This is a genomic window from Dermatophilus congolensis, from assembly GCF_900447215.1.
In the GTDB taxonomy this organism is placed as follows: domain Bacteria; phylum Actinomycetota; class Actinomycetes; order Actinomycetales; family Dermatophilaceae; genus Dermatophilus; species Dermatophilus congolensis_A.
The window spans coordinates 1,145,718-1,167,655 of record NZ_UFYA01000001.1 but is presented as its reverse complement, the minus strand read 5'-3'; the positions used below and the strand labels follow the sequence as shown (position 1 = coordinate 1,167,655).

Here is a 21,938-nt window from a genome sequence, read left to right as displayed (position 1 = left end):
CCTCACGACACACACGAAGCCCCCTGCTGCGCAGCCTCCCGCGAATCCGAAGCAGCCGTACCCGCCGTCGGATCCAAAGCCCGCTCAATCGCACCCTCAGGAATAGCCGGAGCAGTCCCACCCCAGGCCGGACATACCTGCTGAAAATGACACCACGAACACAACTTGCTCTTCGAGGGCAAGAATTCACCCACCTCAGCCGCAGCAGTAATCGCATCCCACAACGCACGCACCTTGCGCGCCAACCCCAACAAATCCTGCTCCACCGGATCAAAACGAATAATGTCCCCATTCCCTAAATACACCAACTGCAACCGCGCCGGAACCTGCCCCCGCATCCGCCACAACACCAAGCCATAAAACTTCATCTGGAACAACGCCTTACTCTCAAACCCCACCCCAGGCGAACGCCCCGTCTTGTAATCCACCACACGCATCCGGCCATCAGCAGCCACATCCAGCCGATCCACATACCCCCGCAGCGTTAACCCATCCAGATCCGTCTCCACATACAACTCACGCTCGGCAGGCTCCAGCCACTGCGGATTCTCCAACGTGAACCATCGCTGCAACAACGCCGTAGCCTCCCGATGCCACCCCCGCACCGCAACCTCATCCTGCGCATCCACCACACCAGCCAGCTCCGGACGATCCTGCAGCATCCGCTCCCACGTCGGCGCCACCATCGACACCGCCAACTCCTGCGTCCGCTCCGCCGCCGGCACATCAAAAAGATGCTCCAACACGTCATGCACCAGCGTGCCCCGCGCCATCGCAGCCGTCGGAGGCTCAGGCAACTTATCAATCACACGAAAGCGATACAGCAACGGACACTGCATGAAATCAGAAGCTCGGGACGGAGAAAGCGCTGGCATGCCCTCAACCCTAAACACGCCCACCGACAACCAACCCAACCAACCCCCACGCCACCCAAAAACACCCCCGAAACCGCCACCCTGCAAACCCAGTTTGTCATCAGCACACCCCATGCCGACGTTCAGGCCACCCCCGCCATTGAAGTACTGTCATGACCATGCCCCGCCCCACGGACACCAGCGGACCCACCCCGTCCCGTCCCGCCACGGCACCGCACCAGCGCCCCTCCGGTGCCATCTTCGTCGGCACCATGATCGGAACCCCCATCTACGTGGGAATCAGCTGGTTCCTCATTGCCGCCCTCCTCATCACCACACTCGGACCACAATTCGCGCGCCTCGTACCCGGCATTGGCTGGGCCTCCTACGCAGCCGCCCTCCTGTACTCCCTCCTGCTGCTCGCCTCCGTCATGGTCCACGAATTCGCACACGCACTCCTCGCACTGCGATTCGGATTTCGAGTCGACCGCGTCATGGCCGACCTCATGGGCGGACACACCGCATACGACGCCGAAAACATCACCCCCGGCAAACAAGCCGCCATCGCCGCCGTCGGACCACTAGCAAACGGCGTCATCGCCCTCTGCGGAATAGCACTCGAAAACATCGTCACCGACCCCCTCGCCCTCGTCCTGACCGGCGCAGTCACCTGGACCAACGCATTCGTCGCAATCTTCAACCTCCTGCCCGGAATCCCACTCGACGGCGGACACATCGTCTCCGCCCTCGTCTGGAAAGCCACCGGAAAACGCACCACCGGCACACGCGTAGCTGCCCACGCCGGACGCCTCCTCGTCCTTGCCGGCATCGCAGCCCTCGCCTACGGCATATGGACCGCAAGCCCATGGGGATCACTCTGGAACATCGCCGTCGCCGTCGTCCTCTCCGCGTACCTATGGACCGCAGCCACCCAAACCCTCAAAACCTCCAAACTCCTCACCCAACTCGAAAACGTCGACATCACCACCCTGCTGCACCCCGTCCGCATCATGCCCATCGACGCCCCCCTCAGCGAGATCCCCGGACGCGGACCTAACGAAAACGGAAACCTACCCGCCGTCGTCATCGTCACCGATACAGACGGAACCCCTCGCGGATACCTCGATCCAGAAACCGTCCGCATGGCCCTCGAACACAGCGGACCAAACACCCCCGCCTCCGCTGGCATGAAACTCCCTACCAACAACTGGGCCCTCGAAACCCACCAACACAACCTCGACGCCGAAACCATCGTCATCGCAATGAACGAAATGGACTCACCCATCGTCGTCCTCGTCGAAAACGGCACCCCCTTCGCCGTCGCTGAAGCGGGCCTTATCGCCTCCGCCCTCAACAACCCCTCACACAGCACGCAAAGCTGACCAGCCAATCCGCCCTAGACTGGATGAGTGACCAACGCAAGCAAGCAAAACCACTCGGCCGAACCCACCGGAGCTTCCCTGCGACGTGGCCCCTTCCAAGCCGGGGAACGCGTACAGCTAACCGACCCTAAAGGGCGACTCCACACGGTAACGCTCCAACCCAAAGGCCAATTCTTCACCCACCGCGGCAGCGTCGAACACGACGACCTCATCGGCGCACCCGACGGATCAACAGTGAAGAACACCGCCGGCATCGAGTACCTCGCGCTACGGCCACTGCTATCTGACTACGTCATGTCCATGCCACGAGGCGCCCAAGTGGTCTACCCCAAAGACTCCGGACAAATCGTCGCAATGGCCGACATCTTCCCCGGCGCACGTGTCGTCGAAGCAGGCGTCGGCTCCGGAGCACTATCCATGTCACTCCTACGAGCCGTCGGTGACAACGGACACCTTTACAGCTTCGAACGCCGAGAAGAATTCGCCCAGATCGCCCGCGGTAACGTCGAAGCATTCTTCGGAATGGAACACCCCGCTTGGACCGTCACCGTCGGTGACCTCGTAGAAGCCCTATCAGCCACCTGCGAACCAGGCACTATTGACCGCGTCGTCCTCGACATGCTCGCACCCTGGGAATGCCTCGAAGCCGTCGCCGAGGCACTCATGCCCGGCGGAGTTCTCATCTGCTATGTAGCTACAGCCACCCAGCTCTCCCGCACTGCCGAAGCAATGCGCGACCACGGCGGCTTCGCCGAACCAGCCGCCTGGGAATCACTCGTGCGCGGATGGCACCTCGAAGGACTAGCAGTACGCCCCGAACACCGCATGCACGGCCACACCGGATTCCTCATCACCGCACGCCGTCTAGCCCCCAACACCGCCCCACCACTACGCAAACGCCGCCCAGCAAAAGGGGCACACGGCGAAACAGTCATGCCCTTCGGTGCAGGAGAATGGACCCCCGCCGACGCAGGCGAACGCCCCCTCTCAGACAAAAAACTGCGCCGCACAGCACGCGAAGCCACTACAAACGCTGCACACATGACCGAACGGACAACCGGGGCCTTACCAGAAGGCTCCGAGCCACCCCCGGAGGCCGCAGATGACCGGACCAACTCCTGACCCAGGAAGACCACGAACCCAACCAACACCAGCCACGGCACACGAACACAGCGGCCACCCCAAGCGCCTGGAACACGCAAACGCTCAACTGGCGCGCCGCAACGAACAACTCGTCGAGGCCCTCAATTCAGCACGGGATGCACTAGCAACACTGCGAGAACGAGTCGCCGCGCTCGACTCACCTCCGCAAACCCACGCCGTGGTCACCTTCGCCCGCGACGTATGGGCCGACCTTGTCAGCAACGGTCGGCCCATACGGGCATGTCTAGCTCCAGGGCTAGAAGACCGACTCCACCCCGGCGATGAAGTGCTCCTCAACGAAGAACTCACCGTTGTAGCCCGCATCGACCCCGACGAGAGTCCTGCACGCCACGGAGACGTGATGATCGTGCACGAACTATGGGACACAGACCGACTCGTTGTCACCGCACGTGGCGAAGATCGACGCGTTGTGCGCCGAGCCCACCAATTACAAGGCGTACCACTCAAACCGGGCGACCCAGTCCTCATCGACAGCCGTGCTGCTCTTGCCCTCGAACCAGTACCCGTACTCGAAGTCGAAGATCTCACCCTCGAAGAAGTTCCTGACGTCTCCTATGACGACATCGGTGGGCTCTCTGAGGAAATCGATCAAATCCGGGACGCCATCGAACTGCCCTACCTGCATCCAGAGCTATACCGAGACCATCAACTACGCCCACCTAAAGGCGTACTGCTCTACGGTCCTCCCGGAACAGGGAAAACCCTGATCGCCAAAGCAGTTGCTGCTTCTTTGGCACGTCAAAGCGCTCAACGCGATACAACAACCACGGGCGCATCTGGCACGCCAGGCAGCTACTTCCTCAACGTCAAAGGGCCTGAGCTGCTCAATAAGTTTGTCGGAGAAACTGAACGACAAATCCGAGTAGTTTTCACCAAAGCTAAAGAACACGCCAGTGACGGGATCCCCGTGGTTGTGTTCTTTGATGAGATGGAAGCACTATTCCGCGCGCGGGGCTCGGGAATTTCATCCGATGTGGAAACCACGATTGTTCCCCAGCTGCTCGCTGAGATCGACGGTGTAGAACAGCTAAACAACGTGATCATCATCGGAGCAAGCAACCGTGAAGACATGCTCGACCCTGCAGTGATGCGGCCCGGTCGGTTGGACACAAAGATCCGGATTGGTCGCCCTGATGCCACGGCAGCACGGGAAATCTTCAGCAAATACGTGGTGCCCTCGCTGCCTTTGGGAGCAGAGGTGCTCGCTGAGGCTGACGGGAACCGACAGGTAGCAGTCGCGCATCTCATCGACACGGTGGTGGATTTCCTGTACGAGCGCAGCGAGGAACATCGCTTGTGTTCGCTTCTATTCGCTTCCGGACGTAAGGAAGAAGTTTATTTCGCTGACATTGTCTCTGGCGCGATGATCGCCAACATTGTTGACCGCGCTAAACGTTTAGCGATTAAGCAAGTCCTAGCCGGGGGAGACAAAGGACTCACGGGTGAGCATTTGCGGCAAGCATGTGCAGCCGAATTCCGTGAGAGCGGCAACGTTCCCGGTGTAGCTAGCGCAGATGAATGGTGGCGTGTGCTGGACACCAGAGGTGAACGAGTTGTGGATGTGATTCCACCAGTGCGGTAAAGCGGCATCACCAAGATTCGCGCATACCGGAAAGGTTCAGGCCATGAGTGAAGCGAACGAATCAGATGAAGCGGTCAGCGTCTACAAAGAGACTGACGGCGTTTTCGTTGCCCACAACGGTCGCGGTGGCGTTATTCGTCTCGCTACGGCAGGGGATGTAGATACGTGGACCCCTACGGAGCTGCTTCAGGCGGCGTTGGCTGGTTGTGCCGCATTGTCGCTGGAACCGTTGATAGATCGGCACCTGGGGGAGGGTGCTGAAGAAACAGTCACGGTGAGGGGGAAGTACGACTGCGCGCAGCGTCGGTATGACTCTTTTTCGACTTCGGTCTTTATTACTGGCGAAAACCTTGATTCCAGGCAGCGTGCTCGTGTGGAACAAAGCGCTCACCGAGTGGTGCACAGTGCTTGCCGGGTGGAACGCACGCTTACGCATACGCCACGGCTCGACCTGGACGTCCAGGTCGAGCCGTGAAAAGTGATGGGTGATTAGGCGGAGCGTCGTGCTGCTACGGCTCGCCACCCGATGAGTGTCAAGGACAAAAAGATCGCGGAAACAATTACGAAGGCAACAGCGGTGCCTCCGCCGCTCATGGATCGCACGGACATTCCGCCAGCGAGAGTGACGATCCATACGAGTACGCCTTGGCGAATAGTGCGGGGCGCGGCGTGTTTTGAGGCGTAGGTAACTGCCCAGGCTGCGGCTAGACCGATAAGGAAGGGGGTTGCGACGCCGAGGATCGCAGCCAGTCCGAGTGATTCTCCGTGGTTGCCGCGTCCTATTGCTGCGAAAGCGACAATGCAGACAACGTCGATCGCGGCGATAGCTGCTGCGGGGAGGCGGACTAGACGCGTTGAGTGGGGCAGAGGGGATGTGGTGCTCATTTAGGACTCCTGGGTGCCGAAATCGAGGTCGAAGCCAAGTTGTGGTGAGGCGTGGCGTGGGTCGATTCCATCGAAGAGGCGGCTGACTGATTCGCCTTGGTGGATGCGGGCGATGGCTTCGGCGAAGAGTGAAGCGATCGATACGACGGTGAGTTTGTCCCATCCGGTGGGGGAGGGGACGGTGTCTGTTGTGACGACTTCGTCGACGAGAGGGTGTTGTGTGAGTTTTTCGACTGCTTTGCCTGCGAACAGGCCGTGGGTGCATACGACGGATGCGCCGGGGCAGCCAGCTTCGGCGAGACGGTCGAGCAGGCCGATCATTGATCCGCCGGTGGCGATTTCGTCGTCGAGGATGATGGCGCGTTTACCGGTTACGTCACCGACGATTGATTCGATTTCGATGTTGTCGTCGCCGTGTCGGATTTTGCTGCCTGCGGCGACGGGTAGGGATAGCAGTCGGGCGAAGAGGGAAGCGGTTTTGGTGTTGCCGAGGTCGGGAGAGACGACGACGGAGTTGTTGAGGTCTCGTCCGCGGAAGTGGTCGGCAAGTACACCGATTGCTGAGAGGTGGTCGACAGGTACGGAGAAGAATCCATGTACCTGGGGGGCGTGCAGCTCCATGGTGAGTACGCGGTCTGCTCCGGCGGTGTGGATGAGGTCGGCGACCAGGCGTCCGCCCAGGGAGATGCGTGAGGCGTCTTTTTTTGTCGGAGCGGGCGTAGGAGTAGTGGGGGATTACTGCAGTGATTTGTGCGGCGGATGCCCCTCGTGCCGCGTTGATCATCATGAGTAGTTCCATGAGGTGATCCTGTGTGGGGGGCACGAGTGGTTGGACGATGTATACGTCTCGTTGGCGGCAGTTTGCGAGCAACTGGGCCTGTAAACAGTCGTTGCTGAAGCGTTGAATCTCGGTGGGGGACAGGGGGACACCCAGGTGTCGGCAGATGTTCTCGGCGAGCCCACGATGGGCACTGCCAGAGAACACGATCACGTCGCGCACAGCTGATCCTCACAGGTTTTGGGTCTTTTACCTGGTGTTGCTTAGGGCAGCACCATCGTCAGGCTATGTCACTAGTGGTGTGCGGGGATGCACACCTCAGTAGCCTAGGTGCTCTTGTGAACCCGTTGTTGGTGATGCGTAGAGTCGTTGCATGGTTTCTGTCACCCGTGGTTGTACTGGTGTTCATCGAGTTGTGGGGCTCGAGACTGAGTTCGGTATTACCGTCGCGGGCGACCCTCACGCTAATCCGATGACCGCCTCGGGGCTTCTTGTGCATGCGTATGATGTGTTGGCTGCGGCGAGGGGGCATCGGGTTGCACGGTGGGATTATGCGGGTGAAAGTCCGTTGGTGGATGCGCGCGGGTGGACTCTTGATCACAGCTGTGCCGAGGGGGCGATGCGTACTGATGAGGTGGGTGAGGATCTTCGTTTGGCGAGCCTTGCTGCCCCTAATGGTGCACGTGTTTACGTTGATCATGCTCATCCGGAGTACAGCGGTCCTGAGTGTATTACTCCGCGGCAAGCAGTGATGTGGGATCGCGCGGGGGAGATTGCGTTCACGGATGCGGCGGCGATGCTTACCGGTAGTGATATCGCGGCAGCTGGTAACGGTGGCGAGCGCCTTGTGCTGTACAAGAACAACACGGATGGTAAGGGCGCTTCGTACGGCAGTCACGAGAATTATCTCGTTGACCGTGGAGTTGCGTTTGAGCGGATTGCTGAGTTGTTGATTCCGTTTTTTGTTGTTCGTCAGGTGCTTGCCGGGGCGGGGCGGGTTGGTCTCGGGCAGCGTTCTCAGGTGGGTGGTTTTCAGATTGGGGCGCGTAGCGATTTTATGGAGGCCATTGTTGGGTTGGAGACGACTTTTCGTCGTCCCATTATTAATACTCGTGATGAGCCGCATGCTGATCCGGGGCGTTTTCGGCGGCTTCATGTGATTATCGGTGACGCGAATTTGGCGGATATTTCGGCGTTGCTGAAGGTGGGGTCAACGTCGTTGGTGCTTGGTCTGATCGAGGGTGGTGTGTGCCCTCGGTTTGAGTTGGCTGATCCGCTGGCTGAGCTTATTGCTGTTTCTCGTGATGTGCGGGGTCGGCATCGTCTTCGTCTTGTTGATGGTAGGCGTATCAGCGCTGTGGAGATGTTGCGTGTTTATTGGCAGGCGGCGGCTGAGCATGCTGGTGTGACTGCTGAGAGTGACCCGGATACGTATGAGGTTTTGTATTGGTGGGATGAGGTGTTGACGCGCTTGGCGGATGGGCCGGAGGCGGTGTCGCATTTGCTTGATTGGGCTGCTAAGTGGGCAGTGGTGGAGCGTTATCGGGCGCGTGAGGGGGGCTCGTGGGATAGTCCGAAGTTGCGTGCGGTGGATATTCAGTGGGCTGATACTCGCCCTGGTGTGGGGGTGGCGCGTGTGCTTGAACGGGCGGGGCGGCTGCGTCGGCTTGTTTCGGAGGATGAGGTCGCGGCGGCTATGTGGTTGCCGCCGGCGCATACGCGGGCGTGGTTGCGGGGGCGTTGCGTTGATGGGGGTGTGAATGTGGTTGCCGCGTCGTGGGAAACTCTCGTGCTTGAGGAAGCTGGTGTGTCGCGGCTGTGGTGTGTTGATCCTGCTTTGGGTGCGCGTGATCAGGTTGGTGATGATCCGGTTGGGCAGTGTCGGGGTGATCTGTTTTCGTATGTGGGAGCGGCGTTTGGGGCGGTGAGCGGGTGCGATTTTCTGGTGGATGGCCGGTTAGATTGAAAACAGATTTGAACTTAGATGTAGGAGGTTGTGATGGCGGGGCAAAAACGTGTTTCCGATGGTTATGAAGAAGATGATGTGTGTGTTGAGCAGGTAGCGGAGTCTGGTCGGGCTGCTGGTGTGCATGCTGATCTTGATGCGGTTTTGGATGATATCGATGCTGTTCTGGAGACTCATGCTGAAGAGTTTGTTGCGAACTTTGTACAGAAGGGTGGACAGTGATCGGGCCACTGCAGGATTCGTCCTTTAGTCAGTATCTCGCTGATTCGGCGCCGTATTTGTTGCCGGGGCATGGTGATTGTGCTGTGCAGGGTGTGGGGGAGTCGGGGTGGCATGCCTCTGCTCCGCATGGGACCACTATTGCTGCGGCTACGTTTGGTCAGGGTGTGGTGATTGCTGGTGATCGTCGGGCGACAGCGGGCAGTCTTATCGCTAGCCATGACATCACGAAGGTGTTTGTTACGGATGAGCATTCGGCGGTGGGGATTGCTGGTACCGCTGGCTTAGCGGTTGAACTGGTCAAACTTTTTGGTGTGGAACTTGAGCATTTCGCCAAGATTGAGGGTGTGCCCTTGTCGGTTGATGGCAAAGCCAATCGGTTGGCAACGATGTTGCGTGCCCAGATGACGATGGCGATGCGTGGGTTGCCGGTGTTGCCTTTGTTCGTTGCTTCGCATCCGGCTGGTGATCGGCGTGTGGCGCGTTCTGCTTCGCCGGGGCGGATTTTCACCTATGACGTCACGGGTGGGTGTTATGAGGAGCACGATTTTCATTCGATTGGGTCTGGTGCGATGTTTGCGCGTGGCTCGTTGAAGAAAACGTGGCGGCCTGGGCTTGGCGCTGATGAGGCTGTGCGTGTGCTTATTGAAGCGCTTGTGGATGCCGCTGATGATGACAGTGCAACTGGTGGCCCTGATCTTGCTCGAGGTATTTGGCCTACGTGTGCGGTGGTTACTCCTGATGGGGCTGAAGAGGTGAGCCCGCAGAAGTTGGAGGGCATCGTGACTGAGTTATTGGCTGCGCGTCGCCAGCGGCAGGAGGGCCGGGCATGAGTACGTCGTTTTATGTTTCACCAGAGCAGCTTGTTAAGGATCGGGTTGAGTTCGCGCGTAAAGGTATAGCGCGTGGCAGGTCGGTTGTGGTGGGTAGCTGTGCTGATGGGGTGGTTCTTGTTGCTGAGAACCCGTCGACTTCGTTGCATAAGATTTCCGAAATTTATGATCGGATCGCTTTCGCCGCGGTTGGTAAGTATCACGAGTTTGAGAGCTTGCGGGTGGCGGGGATTCGTTATGCCGATGGGCGTGGTTATGCCTATGCGCGTGAGGATGTCACGGCTAGGGCTTTGGCTAACGCGTATTCGCAGTCGTTGGGAGTGGCGTTCACGGCTGGTCCTAAGCCGTATGAGGTTGAGCTTGTTGTGGCTGAGGTTGGTGCCACTGCGGCTGAGGATTCGTTGTTCCGGTTGCGTTTTGATGGCAGCGTCGGAGACGAGGAAGGTTTTGTTGCGATGGGTGGTGATGGAGAGGCGTTGAGTGCGACTTTGCGCCACTCTTGGGATGTGGGAATGAGCTGCGCGCACGCAGTGAGGCAGGCGGCTGCTGCGCTGTTGCCTCGTGGGGATGCCGCTGAGCGCAGTAGCCAGTTGGAGGTCGCTGTTTTGGAGCGGGGTTGTGCGCGTCGTTCTTTCCGTCGGGTTCCGGTGGCGCGGGTGCAGGAGTGGTTGCGTTCGTGTGATGGTGCTGGTGAGAGTGGGGGCGTGCTGGAAGGTCAGGCGTGACTTCTCGCGTCATGGGGGTGGAAACCGAGTACGGCGTCTCCTTCACGTATGAGGGTAGGAGGCGCCTGTCGGGGGATGAGGCTGCGCGGGCGATGTTTCGGGACATTATTGGCCGTCATCGCACGTCTAATGTTTTTACCGATAGTGGTGCTCGGTTGTATCTGGATGTGGGGAATCATCCTGAGTACGCCACTGCTGAGTGCACGGATGTGTTTGATCTTGTTGCTCATGATCGTGCTGGTGAGCTCATCATGGATGAGCTGGCTGGTGGTGCTGTTCGTAGGTTGGCCCAGGACGGTATCGAGGGCACGTTCAGGGTGTTGAAGAACAATCTTGATTCTGTTGGTAATTCGTATGGCTGTCATGAGAATTATTTAGTGCGTCGTGGTGGGGGTGTTGAGGCTTTATCGGAGTTGCTTGCTCCGTTTTTGGTGACGCGGCAAATTTTTTGTGGCGCGGGGCGGGTTGTTCGTCCGCAGCGGGGTGTGGATGAGCCGGTTCGGTTTGATATTTCGCAGCGTGCGGAGGTGGTGTGGGAGGGGGTTTCGCATGCCACTACGCGTTCGCGTCCGATGATTAATGCCCGCGATGAGCCTCATGCTGATGCGGATATGTACCGCCGTTTGCACATCATTGTGGGTGATTCGACGATGACGCAGACCAGCACGTTGTTGAAGGTGGGTACCACGGAGCTGGTGTTGCGGGTGTTGGAAAGTGGTGCGTCTGCGCCGGTTGTGGGTTTGATGTCGAATGCGCGTGCTATTCGTGCGATCAGTAGGGATCCGTGGTCGGTGGTTTCTCTTGCTGATGGCAAGCGGGTGCGTGCGGTTGAGGTGCAGCGCGCGTTTTATGCGGCGGTGGTCGATTACGTGGATCGGGTGGGTGTGCTGGGGCCTGCTGATGAGCGGGTGTTGCAGTTGTGGGATGGGGTGCTTACGGCGGTGGAGTCGCGGGATTGGGCGGTGTTGTCGCGGCAGGTTGATTGGGCGGTCAAGAGGCGTGTTCTTGATCGGTTTATGGAGCGTCATGGCACGGATTTGCAGGATGCGCGGGTGGCTGCTTTGGATTTGCTGTTTCATGATGTGCGTCCGGGGCAGGGACTTTTTGCTGCGTTGGAGCGTGCTGGTGAGGTGGATGTGTTTATTTCTGATGCGCGGGCGCGGGAGGCGATGACGGTTCCGCCCAGGACGCGGGCGGTGTTGCGTGGGGCTGTTGTGGTGGCGGCGAGGCAGGCTGGTTTGCCGTGTTCGGTGGATTGGGCGCGGGTGCAGGTTGGTGGTGGGGTGGATCGGGAGGTGGAGTTGTTGGATCCGTTTGCTACGCATGATGAGCGGGTTGAGCAGTTGCTTGTCAGCATGCGTGGGGATGGCGGTGTGGTTTCGCTGCGGTGAGTGGGGTTGGGTGGACTAGATTTCGCCGCATGGGATCTTCGAACGGTGACGCCAAGATTGAGCGTCTGCTCAATCTTGTTCTCGCGCTTTTGGCTACGCGTCGTCCGCTACCTAAGGAGACGTTGCGGCGGCAGGTGCGGCAGTATGAGCAGTTCAGTGATGAGCTCTTTGATCGCATGTTTGAGCGCGATAAGGATGAGTTGCGTGAGTTGGGGATTCCGCTTTTGACGCAGCCGGTGGATCCGTTTTTTGATGACGAGGTCGGTTATCGGATTGATCGTCGTGCGTATGCTTTGCCGCCGATTCGGTTCAGCGCTGGTGAGGTGGAGGCGTTGCGGTTGGCTGCTCGGATTTGGTCGTCGAGTTCGTTGGCGCCTACTGCTGCGTCGGCGATTCGTAAGTTGTCGGCGGCTGGTGCTGAGTCGGGGGAGTCGGCATTGCTGACAGGTGTGGCTGATGGGGTGGTTGATGAGGTTGATCAGTTCATGGTTTCGACGTCGGTGCCTTCTTTTGAGGTGTTGCGGCGTGCGGTGATGTCGCGGCGTGCGGTGAAGTTTGAATATCGGCGTTCTGGTGGTGAGGTTTCATCGCGGCAGGTGCAGCCGTGGCGGTTGCAGGCGTGGCATGGGCGTTGGTATGTGACGGGGTTTGATGTGGTTCGGGGGGCGGAGCGGTTGTTCCGGCTTGATCGGATTGTTTCGGAGGTTAAGCCGGTGGGGCGGGCGGGTGCGTACGAGATTCCTGCAGGGCATGATCCGATGAGGATGATTCGTCGCAGTGTGGATCCGGGAGCGGGGGGTCGCGCTGAGTTGTTGGTGGCGCGGCGTGCGGGTGCGGCGTTGCGGTTGCGGGCGGCGGAACAGGTTGGCGGTGATGCTGCTGACCATGTGTCAGTGGTTGATTTTTCGATGCCAGGCTTTGATTCGTTGGTGGTGGATTTTGATGATCTGGACCGTATGGCGGGGGAGTTGGCGTCGTATGGGCCTGATGTGGTGGTGGTTGCTCCGCAGGAGTTGCGGGTGCGGGTGGTGGGTTTGTTGAAGGGTGTTGCGGCGGCTGGGTTTGAGGAGGGGCAGCGATGAGTATGGAACCGGCGAAGCGGCGTTTGGAGCGTCTTCTCACGATGGTGCCGTGGGTGTTGGAGCATCCGGGGGAGTCGGTGGAGGAGGTGGCGAAGGTGTTTGGGGTCACTGCTGCGCAGGTGGAGAAGGATTTGGCGGTGATTTTTTTGTGCGGTACGCCTGGGATTACTCCTGATGTGTTGATTGAGGCGGATTGGGAGTCCGGGGAGGTGTTTATTCGTAATGCGGATGAGATTTCGCGGCCGTTGCGGTTGGCTCCTGATGAGGCGTTGTCGTTGATCGTGGGGTTGGAGGCGTTGGGGTCGGTTCCTGGTCTTGCTGATCCGGCGGTGGTTGCTTCGGCGTTGGAGAAGTTGGTGGAGGCTACAGGGCATGTTGGTGGAGATGATGCAGTGGAGTTGGCGCGGCGCATGGGGGTGGATCTTGTTGATGAGGACGCTGCGCGGTGGGTTGGTCAGGTGCGGCAGGCGTTGCGTGATAACCGGCGGGTGCAGTTGCGCTATTTGAATGTTGCGCGGGATGAGGTGACGGATCGGGATGTTGATCCGGTGCGGTTAGAGCATTCGGGGGCGCATTGGTATTTGCGGGGTTGGTGCCATCGGGCGCAGGGGGTGCGTACGTTCCGGTTGGATCGGATTGTGTCGTTGGAGGTGTTGGAGGTGGAGAGTGTGCCTCCGCGGGGGGCGTTTGAGGATGTTGCGGCGCCTGCGCAGGGGCCGCTGGATGCTTCTATTGAGGTGGTTCTTCGGGTGGGGCCGCAGTCGCGGTGGATTGGTGAGTATTACCCGGTGGTGTCGGTGGAGGACGTGCAGGGGTCTGCTAGTGGGGCTGATGAGCCGGATCAGTTGGTGCGTTTGTTGGTGAAGGATCCCTCGTGGGTGAGGCGTTTGGTGTGGAGGTCTGGTGGGTCGGTGCGGGTGGTTGAGCCGGCGCATGTAGCGGTTGAGGTCTCGCGTGGTGTGCAGCGTGCGTTGGATTATTACGAGTGAGGTTGGGTATGGAACCTGAAGGGATGTGCAGGTTGCCTCGCAGGCGCAGGTGAGTTTGCGCGCTTAGACTGGCCAGGGCTCCGGTAGGTGTGTGATGTCGGGGTTGACAATGAATGTTTTCTGATGAAAGGCCTGGTCATGCCGAGTTGGCTTGGTGGTCCTGAAGCGCTGGTGATCATTGTGGTCATCGTTGTGTTGTTCGGGTGGAAGAAGTTGCCTGATGCTGCGCGTAGTTTGGGGCGTTCGATGAGGATTTTTAAGTCTGAGGTTGATGAGTTGAAGCGTGATCACCGTAGTGCTGCTTCGCAGGACACGGTGCATGGTGATGTTGCTTCTCCTTCGACTACTGCGCCTCAGCAGCCTCAGCAGGCGGCGCCGCGTGAGCCGGAGCAGCGTCCTTCGGCGCAGGCTGGGCAGGAAACTCCGTCTGCGGTGCAGGAGAAACGTCCTTTTAATGATGGTTCGGGTAACGCGCAGTACCGCGCGTGAGTGCCTCTGGGGGGCATGAGGTGACCGATGTTGACGGTCCCGGTGTTGCCGGAAGTTCGGTGCACAGGCAGGTTCGTCGTCCGCGGTTGAAGCATCGTCGTAGGGATCCGGAGGGGCGTATGCCTCTCGCGGAGCACCTGCGGGAGTTGAAAAACCGTTTTTTGGTTGCGCTGCTGGCGTTGGTTGTGGCTGCTGTGCCTGGGTGGATGTGGTACGAGCCAATCTTGAACGATTTGACTTCGCCGCTGCGTATGCGGCGGGGAGATGTGAACTATGCGACGCTGACCTCGCCGTTGGCGGTGCAGATTCAGGTGGCGCTGTTTGTGGCGCTTATTTTGTCCAGCCCGGTGTGGATTTATCAGGTGTGGGCGTTTATCGTGCCGGGGCTGCGTCGTAGGGAGAAGTGGACGGCGTTGGCGTTCATGCTGACGGCGATCCCGTTGTTTGTGTCGGGTTGTTGGTTGGCGTATGTGACGTTGCCGAAGGCAATTGTCATTTTGATTGGTTTCACGCCGTCGCAGGGTGTCAATATTGTGCCCGCGGATGAGTATTTGACGTTCGTGACCAGGTTCATTGTGGCGTTTGGGTGTGCGTTTTTGCTGCCGGTGTTCTTGGTGGGGTTGAACATGATTGGGGTTTTCCCCGCTGCGGCTATGTTGCGCGGGTGGCGTTTCGCGGTGGTGGGGTTGTTTGTGTTTGCTGCGTTTATCACCCCCACGCCGGATCCGTGGACGATGTTTGGTTTGGCCATCCCGATGACTGTTTTGTATTTCGCAGCGTGGGCTGTGGCTTCGCTGTTGGAGCGAAGTAAAGCGCGTAAACGTCCTGAGTGGTCGAATCTCAGTGATGATCAGGCCAGTCCGTTGTAACTAGTGCGGTGGCCTGGGGTCGTCAGGGGTTCTCTGACGTAGCCTGGGCCACATGTCGTCTCCTGCAGAGCGTTATGCCCGGTCGCGAGCTAAAGGTGTTGCCCGCCATCGTCGGCTGGTGCAGTTTTGTGACCTGCTTGATTTTCCGCTTGATGATTTTCAAGAGCGGGCGTGTGCTGCGTTGGAAGATGGCAGGGGGGTGTTGGTGGCTGCTCCCACGGGCGCGGGTAAGACGATCGTGGGTGAGTTTGCGGTGCATTTGGCGTTGGCGAGGGGGCAGAAAGCTTTTTACACCACGCCGATTAAGGCGTTGTCGAACCAGAAGTATCACGATCTGGTGGCGCGGTATGGCGCTGAGAATGTGGGGTTGTTGACGGGGGATTCCTCGATCAACGGTGAGGCGCCGGTGGTGGTGATGACCACGGAGGTGCTGCGCAACATGATGTATGCGGGGTCCGGTACGTTGCGTGGTTTGGCGTTTGTGGTGATGGATGAGGTCCATTACTTGGCAGATCGTGCGCGTGGTGCGGTGTGGGAAGAGGTGATTATTCACCTTCCTGGTGATGTTCAGGTGGCGGCGTTGTCTGCGACGGTCAGTAATGCTGAGGAGTTTGGAGATTGGTTGGGGGCGGTGCGGGGTGACACCGAGGTGGTGGTGGAGGAGCATCGCCCGGTTCCGTTGTGGCAGCACATGATGGTGGGGACAACGATTTATGACTTGTTTGTTGATGCTGAGCCTGATCGTGCTGATACCCGTGGCGCGGGTCGTCCTGGTGCGGCGCGCCAGGAAAGTGCGCTTGTTAATCCGGATTTGATTGAGGCGATTCGTAGTTCGCGTTCGAATACGGATCGGCGTGGTCGGTTGGAAGATCGGGGTGCGCCGCGGGGGCGCCGTGGACGGCAGGTGCGTGGCCGGGGTGTGGATCGTTGGCATGCCGGTGGTGCTCAAGGGCTGGGTGGTGGTCGTGGCTCGGCGGGGGTGCCAAGCCGGGCCCAGGTCATTGACCGTCTTGACCGGGCGGGGCTGTTGCCTGCGATTACGTTCATTTTTAGTCGTGTGGGGTGTGATGCGGCAGTGACGCAGCTGTTGAGTCATGGGACGAGGCTGACTAGCACTGCTGAGGCCGAGGAGATCCGCCGGATTGTTGAGTCGCGGGTGGCTGGCTTGGCGGCTGAGGATTTGTCGGTTTTGCACTATTGGGAGTTTGTTGAGGCTGCTTCGAGGGGGTTCGCGGCGCATCACGCGGGGATGTTGCCGGCGTTCCGGGAGATTGTGGAGGAGTTGTTTCTTGCCGGGTATGTGCGGGCGGTGTTTGCCACTGAGACGTTGGCGTTGGGGGTGAATATGCCTGCACGTACGGTGGTGTTGGAAAAGTTGGTGAAGTTTAATGGGGAGACGCACGCTGACATCACTCCGGCTGAGTACACGCAGTTGACTGGTCGAGCCGGTAGGCGTGGGATCGATATTGAGGGTCACGCGGTGGTGTTGTGGAACCCGCGGCTGGATCCGTTGGCGGTGGGTGGGTTGGCTTCGACGCGGACGTATCCGTTGCGTAGTAGTTTCCGCCCGACGTACAACATGGCGGTGAATTTGGTTGGTACGTTCGGTCGGGGTCGGGCGCGAGAGATTTTGGAGACATCGTTCGCTCAGTTCCAGGCTGATCGGTCGGTGGTGGGGATGGCTAAGCAGCTGTCTGAGCATGAGGAAGCGTTGGCTGGGTATGGCGATGCGATGACGTGCCATATGGGTGATTTCCGTGAGTATTCGGCGTTGCGTCATGAGTTGGGGCGTTTGGAGAAGGACGCGGTTAAGGCGCGTTCGGCTCGGCAGCGTTCTATTGCGCGGGCTTCGTTGGAAGATTTGCGGTGGGGGGATGTTGTTTTTGTGCGTGTGGGTAGGCGTCAGCAGCGGGGTGTGGTGGTGCCGGTTGGGCATGCTCGTGAGGTGGTTGTGTGTACGCAGGAGGGGCGTTTGTTCACGGTGGATCCTGCGCAGATGGATGAGCCGTTGGTGCCGGTTGGGCATGTGCGGTTGCCTCGCAAGGTGAACTACCGCAATCCGAAGGTGCGTAAGGATGTGGCGGCTTTGATGCGGGATCGGGTGCCGGATGTGCCGCCGGATTTTGCGTCTCGTAAGTCGACTAAGGGTGGAAAAGACGAGGCTATTGAGGGTCGGGTTACTGAGTTGCGTAAGAAGATCCGTTCGCATCCGTGTCATGGGTGCGCTGATCGTGAGCAGCATGCGCGGTGGGCGGAGCGGTGGTGGAGGTTGGAGCGTGAGACGCAGGCGTTGCGGCGTCGGGTGGAGAGTCGTACGAATTCGGTGGCGCGGGTGTTTGATCGTACGTGCACGGTGTTGGAGCGTTTCGGGTATTTGGCGCAAGGGGGTGAGTCGGTCACTGAGCGAGGGGGACTGCTGAGTCGTATCTATACAGAGCGGGATTTGCTTACTGCAGAGTGTTTGCGAGCTGGGGTGTGGGATGAGTTGGATGCTCCGCAGTTGGCTGCTGCGGTGTCGTGTTTGGTGAATGAGCCGCGTAAGGAGGAGCGGGAGCCCTCACCGCGTGGTGGTGGGGCGGCGTTGATGCGTGCCCATGACGAGATGGTTCAGGTGTGGAGTGGGCTTGAGGATGCTGAGTCTGATGGGGGTGTGTCGGTGACGGCGTACCCGGACCCTGGGATTGCGCATTTGGTGTATGCGTGGGCCAAAGGACGTTCGCTTGAGGCGGTTTTGGCTGAGACGGACTTGGCGGCGGGTGATTTTGTGCGCCGGTGTAAGCAGGTTGTGGATTTGTTGGATCAGATCATGGCGGTTGCTCCTACTACGCAGTTGAGTCGTACGGCCCGTAGTGCGGTGGATGCGGTGATGCGTGGTGTGGTGGCTGCGGATCGGATGGGGTGATGTGGATGGGTTATGCGATGGCGCATGCGGCTAGGAGGCGGTCGAAGGTGTTGGCTAGGCGGTAGCGCGCGGCGAGGTCAGATAGCAGGCGTAGGTCGGCGATATGGCGTGGTAGTGCTGGGTTGACGTCGCCGATGGGTGCGTCGGTGGCGGTTGCTACGACGGTGGCGGCGGTGTCGAGGTAGTCCGAGGCGTTGGTGATGCGTGTACGTTGTGTTGCGGTCAGTTCGGAGTTGGGGTCGGTGGCGGCGGCGCGCAGTGCAGCGAGGCTGCCGTGTTTTTCGAGGAGGGTGCGGGCGGTTTTTTCTCCGATGCCGCGTACGCCGGGTAGGCCGTCGCTGGGGTCTCCGCGTAGGGTGGCGAAGTCGAGGTAGCCGCGGCCGCCGCGTATTCCGTAGGTGGTGTGTAGGTAGGTTTCGTTGATGAGTTCGGGTGCGCGTACGCCGGTTCTGGCGGTGTAGAGGACGTCGATTCCTTTTGTGTCGTCGACGAGTTGGAATAGGTCCCGGTCGCCGGTGACGACGTGGATGGGGTGTTGTGGGGTGGTTGCCCAGCGGTGGGCGAGGGTAGCGATGACGTCGTCTGCTTCGTATCCGCTGGCGCCGATGCGGGGTATTCCTAGGGCGCGTAGTGCCTGGATGATGATGGGGACTTGGGTGGTGAGGTTGTGGGGGGTGTCTTCTTCGTGGATGCCTTCGGTGGTGATGCGTACGCGTTGGGCTTTGTAGCTGGGGAGGGCGTTGACGCGGAAGGCGGGGCGCCAGTCTTCGTCCCAGCACACGACAAGCCCCTCAGGGGTGTAGTGGGTGATGAGTGAGGAGATCATGTCGAGGAAGCCACGAATGGCGTTGGTGGGTGGTGTTTGGGGGTTGCTGGGGCGTTCTGGAACGCCGTAGAAAGCACGGAAGTAGAGGGAGGAGGCATCGAGAAGAAGAACACCAGTCACAGGGGTGACGATACTGGCGTGTTGGGTGGGTAGCCTTCTTGCCTGCATGTATGTGGGTGTGTGGGGGTGTTTTAGTAGATCTTTTCGGTATCCGCGAAACACGCGGTGAATAGTTTTCTGACCTGCGCGTTTACGGTGTTGGTGCTGGTCAAGGGTAGCGTTGCTTGAGTTGACCGACCTGACGTTTTCGGTAGTTTGGAATTCGTCTTCAGGGCGCCGACCCGGTCGGTCGTTGCATCGACTGCTATCGGTCGGTAGTTCGGTCGGCGATGACGGGACCCGTTCACCGAGTAGAAAACGTCCTCGTATTGCGAGGCGGCCCCAAAGGTGACGGGTCCCGTCCCTGCAAGGCACTGTTCGGTTTCTGCTGATGTGGCTTCCGTTCGTGCCGTGTCACGAAGTGAGGGGGCTGGGATGCCGGCTGTGGTGTCGCGGTTTGTTGTGGGGGACTGGGGGAAGTCTTGGGTGTGGTGGGTGCGGTGTGTGATTGCCGCGCTGGCTGGTGGGGTTCTTTATCTGGCTTTTCCCTCGTATGACCTGTGGTGGGCGGCGCCGTTGGGTGTGGCGTTGTTTGTGGTGGCTACCGGTGGGGTTGGTCTACGTGGTGGCGCGGTGTTGGGGTTTGTGTGTGGTGTGTGTTTCTTTGCGCCGCTGTTGCAGTGGACGGCGGTGTTTTTGGGTTGGTCGCTGCCAATTTTCGCGTTGTTGACGCTAGAGTCGCTGTATATGGCGTTGGCGGGGGTGGCGTTGGCTGCTGTGCAGCGCCCGGTGCCGGGGTGGCGATTGCCGGTGGCTGTGTCAGCTGCGGTGGTGTGGACGGGGACGGAATGGTTGCGTTCGGTGACTCCCTTTGGCGGGTTTGCGTGGGGGAGGTTGGCGTTTTCGCAGGCGGATTCACCGATGTTGTCGGCTGTTCCGTATGTAGGGGCAACCGGGTTGACGTTTTTGGTGGCGTTGGTGGGGGCGTTGCTGGCGTGTGGGGCGCGGGGGCTGCTGCGTGCCTGGCGTTCACCGCAAGGGCGTAAGAGCCTGTGGTCTGCTTGTGCTGCGGCGGTAGTTGCGTTGCTGGTGGTTGGTGGCGCTGCGGTGCTTCCGCGGCAGCTGGGCGATGATGCGGGGTCGGTGCAGGTTCTTGGGGTGCAGGGGAATGTGCCTAGGGCAGGGTTGGATTTCAATGCTGAGCGGCGCGCGGTGACTGATAACCATGCTGATGCCACGAAGGAGGCTGCGCGTAAGATCACGCTGGGTAAAATGCCGCGCCCGGATCTTGTGGTGTGGCCGGAGAACTCCTCGGATATTGATCCGATACGTAATTCAGATGCTGGTGCGGTGATTAAGTCGGCAGTGCAGGCGGTGGGAGCGCCGTTGTTTGTGGGGGCTGTTTTGGCTGAGCCTGCGCCGCAGGTGACGAATGCGATGCTGCTGTTTCTGCCCGGTCGCGGGATTGTGGATCGCTATGACAAGAGGCATCCGGTTCCGTTTGCTGAGTACATTCCGTTCCGGTCGGTGTTGCGTCACGTCACTCCGTTGGTTGACCAGTTGCTTCCGTGGGATTTCGTTAAGGGTGCGCGGGATGTGGTGTTTTCGCTGCGGGATGGGCAGGTGCGAGTGGCCACGCCTATTTGTTTTGAGGTGGCGATTGATACGGCGGTGAGTTCGGGGGTGCTGGCTGGGGCGAATCTGCTTGCGGTGCCGACGAATAATGCGACGTTTGGGTTCACTGACGAGTCGGTGCAGCAGCTTGCGATTTCGCGTATCCGGGCGGTGGAGTTTGGCCGTTCTGTTGTGCATGTCTCGACGGTGGGTGTCAGTGCGTTGATTACCCCTGATGGGGCGGCGCATCAGCGCACGGATTTGTACACGCAGGCTGTGGTTGCTGGCCGGTTGCCGTTGCGCGAAAATCTCACACCTGCGGCTTATCTGTCAGTGTGGCCGGGGGTCGTGACCAGCGTCATTACGATGCTTTTTCTGTTTGTTCAGGCTGTCCGCGCTCGTCGGGGTGGCCCGGCTAGACTCGCCGGGTGATCGATCACTTCTCCGAGCCCCAGTCCCGTCAGACGTATGAGCCGGTTCAGCGGCCGGTTGTTCTCATCCCGACGTACAACGAGAAGGAGAACGTGGAGCGTGCGGTGCGGGGGGTGCGTGAGGCGCTGCCTGCTGCGGATGTGTTGGTGCTCGATGATGCCTCTCCGGATGGTACGGGGCAGATCGCTGATGCATTGGCGGCTGAGGATGAGCACGTGTTTGTGCGGCATCGTGCGGGTAAAGAGGGGCTAGGGAAGGCCTATCTGGATGGTTTTGCTTGGGCTGCCGAGCGAGGCTATGACGCTGTGGTTGAGATGGATGCGGATGGTTCGCATCGGGTTGCTGATTTGCCGGCTGTTGTTGCGGCGATTGATGGCGCGGATGTCTCGATTGGGTCGCGGTGGATTCCTGGTGGTTCGGTGGTGAATTGGCCGCTGCATCGCAAGGTTTTGTCGGTGGGAGCGAACACGTATACGCGGGTGCTGTTGGGGATGCCGGTGCATGATGCTACGGCTGGATTCCGGGTATATCGGGTGAGTGCGTTGGAGACGATGGGGCTCGATGGGGTGCAGTCGCATGGCTACTGTTTCCAGATCGATTTGACGTGGCGTGCTGTGAAGAAGCGGTTGAAGATTATTGAGGTGCCGATCGCGTTTGTTGAGCGTGAGGAGGGCACTTCCAAGATGAGCTCGGACATCATCGTGGAGGCGTTGCGGAATGTGACGGTGTGGGGGGTTAAGTATCGGTGTGGCCAGGTCGCGGGGCTTGCTTCACGGTTGGTGGGTGCGGTGAAGCGTTCGCGTTCGTAACTGCGTGTGAGCATGCGTGAGGCGAGGCTTCCTTGTTGCCGGTGGGAC

General features: G+C 59.6%; 19 protein-coding genes and 1 pseudogene. 16 read left to right on the top strand and 4 right to left on the bottom strand.

The features are described from left to right. Positions 1-2 precede the first annotated feature (2 nt). Positions 3-875: a RecB family exonuclease gene (locus DXZ77_RS04980; protein ID WP_115032583.1), complete on the bottom strand. Its 873-nt coding sequence runs from the start codon at positions 873-875 to the stop codon at positions 3-5. A 158-nt stretch (positions 876-1,033) separates the two neighbouring features. Here DXZ77_RS04980 and DXZ77_RS04975 point away from each other — a divergent pair, with 158 nt between their 5' ends. The 4 genes from DXZ77_RS04975 to DXZ77_RS04960 are packed head-to-tail and all read left to right on the top strand — an operon-like array spanning position 1,034 to position 5,457. Next, positions 1,034-2,236, top strand: coding sequence for a site-2 protease family protein (locus tag DXZ77_RS04975; RefSeq protein WP_147279197.1), 1,203 nt, complete (start codon positions 1,034-1,036; stop codon positions 2,234-2,236). A 27-nt stretch (positions 2,237-2,263) separates the two neighbouring features. Then, complete coding sequence (locus tag DXZ77_RS04970) at positions 2,264-3,358, top strand: tRNA (adenine-N1)-methyltransferase (RefSeq protein WP_258553140.1); 1,095 nt, start codon at positions 2,264-2,266, stop codon at positions 3,356-3,358. Next, positions 3,339-4,982 (top strand): proteasome ATPase, encoded by a 1,644-nt coding sequence (gene arc / locus DXZ77_RS04965; RefSeq protein WP_115030401.1) that lies wholly within the window; start codon positions 3,339-3,341, stop codon positions 4,980-4,982. The genes DXZ77_RS04970 and arc overlap by 20 nt, the downstream gene beginning before the upstream one ends. Before the next feature lie 43 nt (positions 4,983-5,025). Further along, positions 5,026-5,457, top strand: a complete 432-nt coding sequence (locus DXZ77_RS04960) for an OsmC family protein (protein ID WP_115030399.1) — start codon at positions 5,026-5,028, stop codon at positions 5,455-5,457. 14 nt (positions 5,458-5,471) lie between these two features. On the opposite strand, the gene DXZ77_RS04955 is transcribed toward DXZ77_RS04960, so the two are convergent. After that, the gene (locus DXZ77_RS04955) at positions 5,472-5,867 is read right to left on the bottom strand and encodes a DUF3054 domain-containing protein (protein WP_115030397.1); all 396 of its coding nucleotides are present in this window, start codon (positions 5,865-5,867) and stop codon (positions 5,472-5,474) included. Beyond that, positions 5,868-6,867 (bottom strand): annotated as a pseudogene (locus tag DXZ77_RS04950) (ribose-phosphate diphosphokinase). 151 nt (positions 6,868-7,018) lie between these two features. Between DXZ77_RS04950 and dop the strand changes: the two are divergent. The 10 genes from dop to DXZ77_RS04900 all read left to right on the top strand — a co-directional run bounded on the left by dop (position 7,019) and on the right by DXZ77_RS04900 (position 18,110). Further along, on the top strand, positions 7,019-8,611 hold the full coding sequence (dop, locus tag DXZ77_RS04945) for a depupylase/deamidase Dop (protein WP_115030395.1): 1,593 nt from the start codon (positions 7,019-7,021) through the stop codon (positions 8,609-8,611). A 33-nt stretch (positions 8,612-8,644) separates the two neighbouring features. After that, a complete protein-coding gene (locus DXZ77_RS04940) occupies positions 8,645-8,833 on the top strand; it encodes a ubiquitin-like protein Pup (RefSeq protein WP_115030393.1) in 189 nt (62 codons plus the stop codon). Next, the gene (prcB, locus tag DXZ77_RS04935) at positions 8,830-9,663 is read left to right on the top strand and encodes a proteasome subunit beta (protein ID WP_115030391.1); all 834 of its coding nucleotides are present in this window, start codon (positions 8,830-8,832) and stop codon (positions 9,661-9,663) included. The genes DXZ77_RS04940 and prcB overlap by 4 nt, the downstream gene beginning before the upstream one ends. Next, positions 9,660-10,388 carry a proteasome subunit alpha gene (gene prcA, locus DXZ77_RS04930; protein WP_115030389.1) on the top strand — a complete coding sequence of 243 codons (729 nt, stop codon included), beginning with the start codon at positions 9,660-9,662 and terminating at the stop codon, positions 10,386-10,388. The genes prcB and prcA overlap by 4 nt, the downstream gene beginning before the upstream one ends. Next, positions 10,385-11,779 (top strand): Pup--protein ligase, encoded by a 1,395-nt coding sequence (pafA, locus tag DXZ77_RS04925; RefSeq protein WP_115030387.1) that lies wholly within the window; start codon positions 10,385-10,387, stop codon positions 11,777-11,779. The genes prcA and pafA overlap by 4 nt, the downstream gene beginning before the upstream one ends. A gap of 29 nt (positions 11,780-11,808) precedes the next feature. After that, positions 11,809-12,861, top strand: a complete 1,053-nt coding sequence (locus DXZ77_RS04920; RefSeq protein WP_115030385.1) for a helix-turn-helix transcriptional regulator — start codon at positions 11,809-11,811, stop codon at positions 12,859-12,861. Beyond that, the gene (locus DXZ77_RS04915) at positions 12,858-13,850 is read left to right on the top strand and encodes a helix-turn-helix transcriptional regulator (protein ID WP_115030383.1); all 993 of its coding nucleotides are present in this window, start codon (positions 12,858-12,860) and stop codon (positions 13,848-13,850) included. Before DXZ77_RS04920 ends, DXZ77_RS04915 begins: the two co-directional genes overlap by 4 nt. 123 nt (positions 13,851-13,973) lie before the next feature. Further along, complete coding sequence (gene tatA, locus DXZ77_RS04910) at positions 13,974-14,339, top strand: Sec-independent protein translocase subunit TatA (protein ID WP_258553139.1); 366 nt, start codon at positions 13,974-13,976, stop codon at positions 14,337-14,339. Then, the gene (gene tatC / locus DXZ77_RS04905; protein WP_258553138.1) at positions 14,336-15,208 is read left to right on the top strand and encodes a twin-arginine translocase subunit TatC; all 873 of its coding nucleotides are present in this window, start codon (positions 14,336-14,338) and stop codon (positions 15,206-15,208) included. Before tatA ends, tatC begins: the two co-directional genes overlap by 4 nt. A 52-nt stretch (positions 15,209-15,260) precedes the next feature. Continuing rightward, positions 15,261-18,110 (top strand): DEAD/DEAH box helicase, encoded by a 2,850-nt coding sequence (locus tag DXZ77_RS04900; protein ID WP_115030380.1) that lies wholly within the window; start codon positions 15,261-15,263, stop codon positions 18,108-18,110. Between the two features lie 10 nt (positions 18,111-18,120). Here the strand turns inward: DXZ77_RS04900 and DXZ77_RS04895 are convergent, their stop codons facing one another. Then, positions 18,121-19,104 carry a 5'-3' exonuclease gene (locus DXZ77_RS04895; RefSeq protein WP_115032578.1) on the bottom strand — a complete coding sequence of 328 codons (984 nt, stop codon included), beginning with the start codon at positions 19,102-19,104 and terminating at the stop codon, positions 18,121-18,123. Positions 19,105-19,470: 366 nt separating this feature from the next. Here DXZ77_RS04895 and lnt point away from each other — a divergent pair, with 366 nt between their 5' ends. Together lnt and DXZ77_RS04885 are read left to right on the top strand one after the other, a co-directional pair. Beyond that, positions 19,471-21,081, top strand: coding sequence for an apolipoprotein N-acyltransferase (gene lnt / locus DXZ77_RS04890; RefSeq protein ID WP_115030378.1), 1,611 nt, complete (start codon positions 19,471-19,473; stop codon positions 21,079-21,081). Further along, on the top strand, positions 21,081-21,890 hold the full coding sequence (locus DXZ77_RS04885) for a polyprenol monophosphomannose synthase (RefSeq protein ID WP_115032576.1): 810 nt from the start codon (positions 21,081-21,083) through the stop codon (positions 21,888-21,890). The genes lnt and DXZ77_RS04885 overlap by 1 nt, the downstream gene beginning before the upstream one ends. The last annotated feature ends 48 nt before the right edge of the window (positions 21,891-21,938 follow it).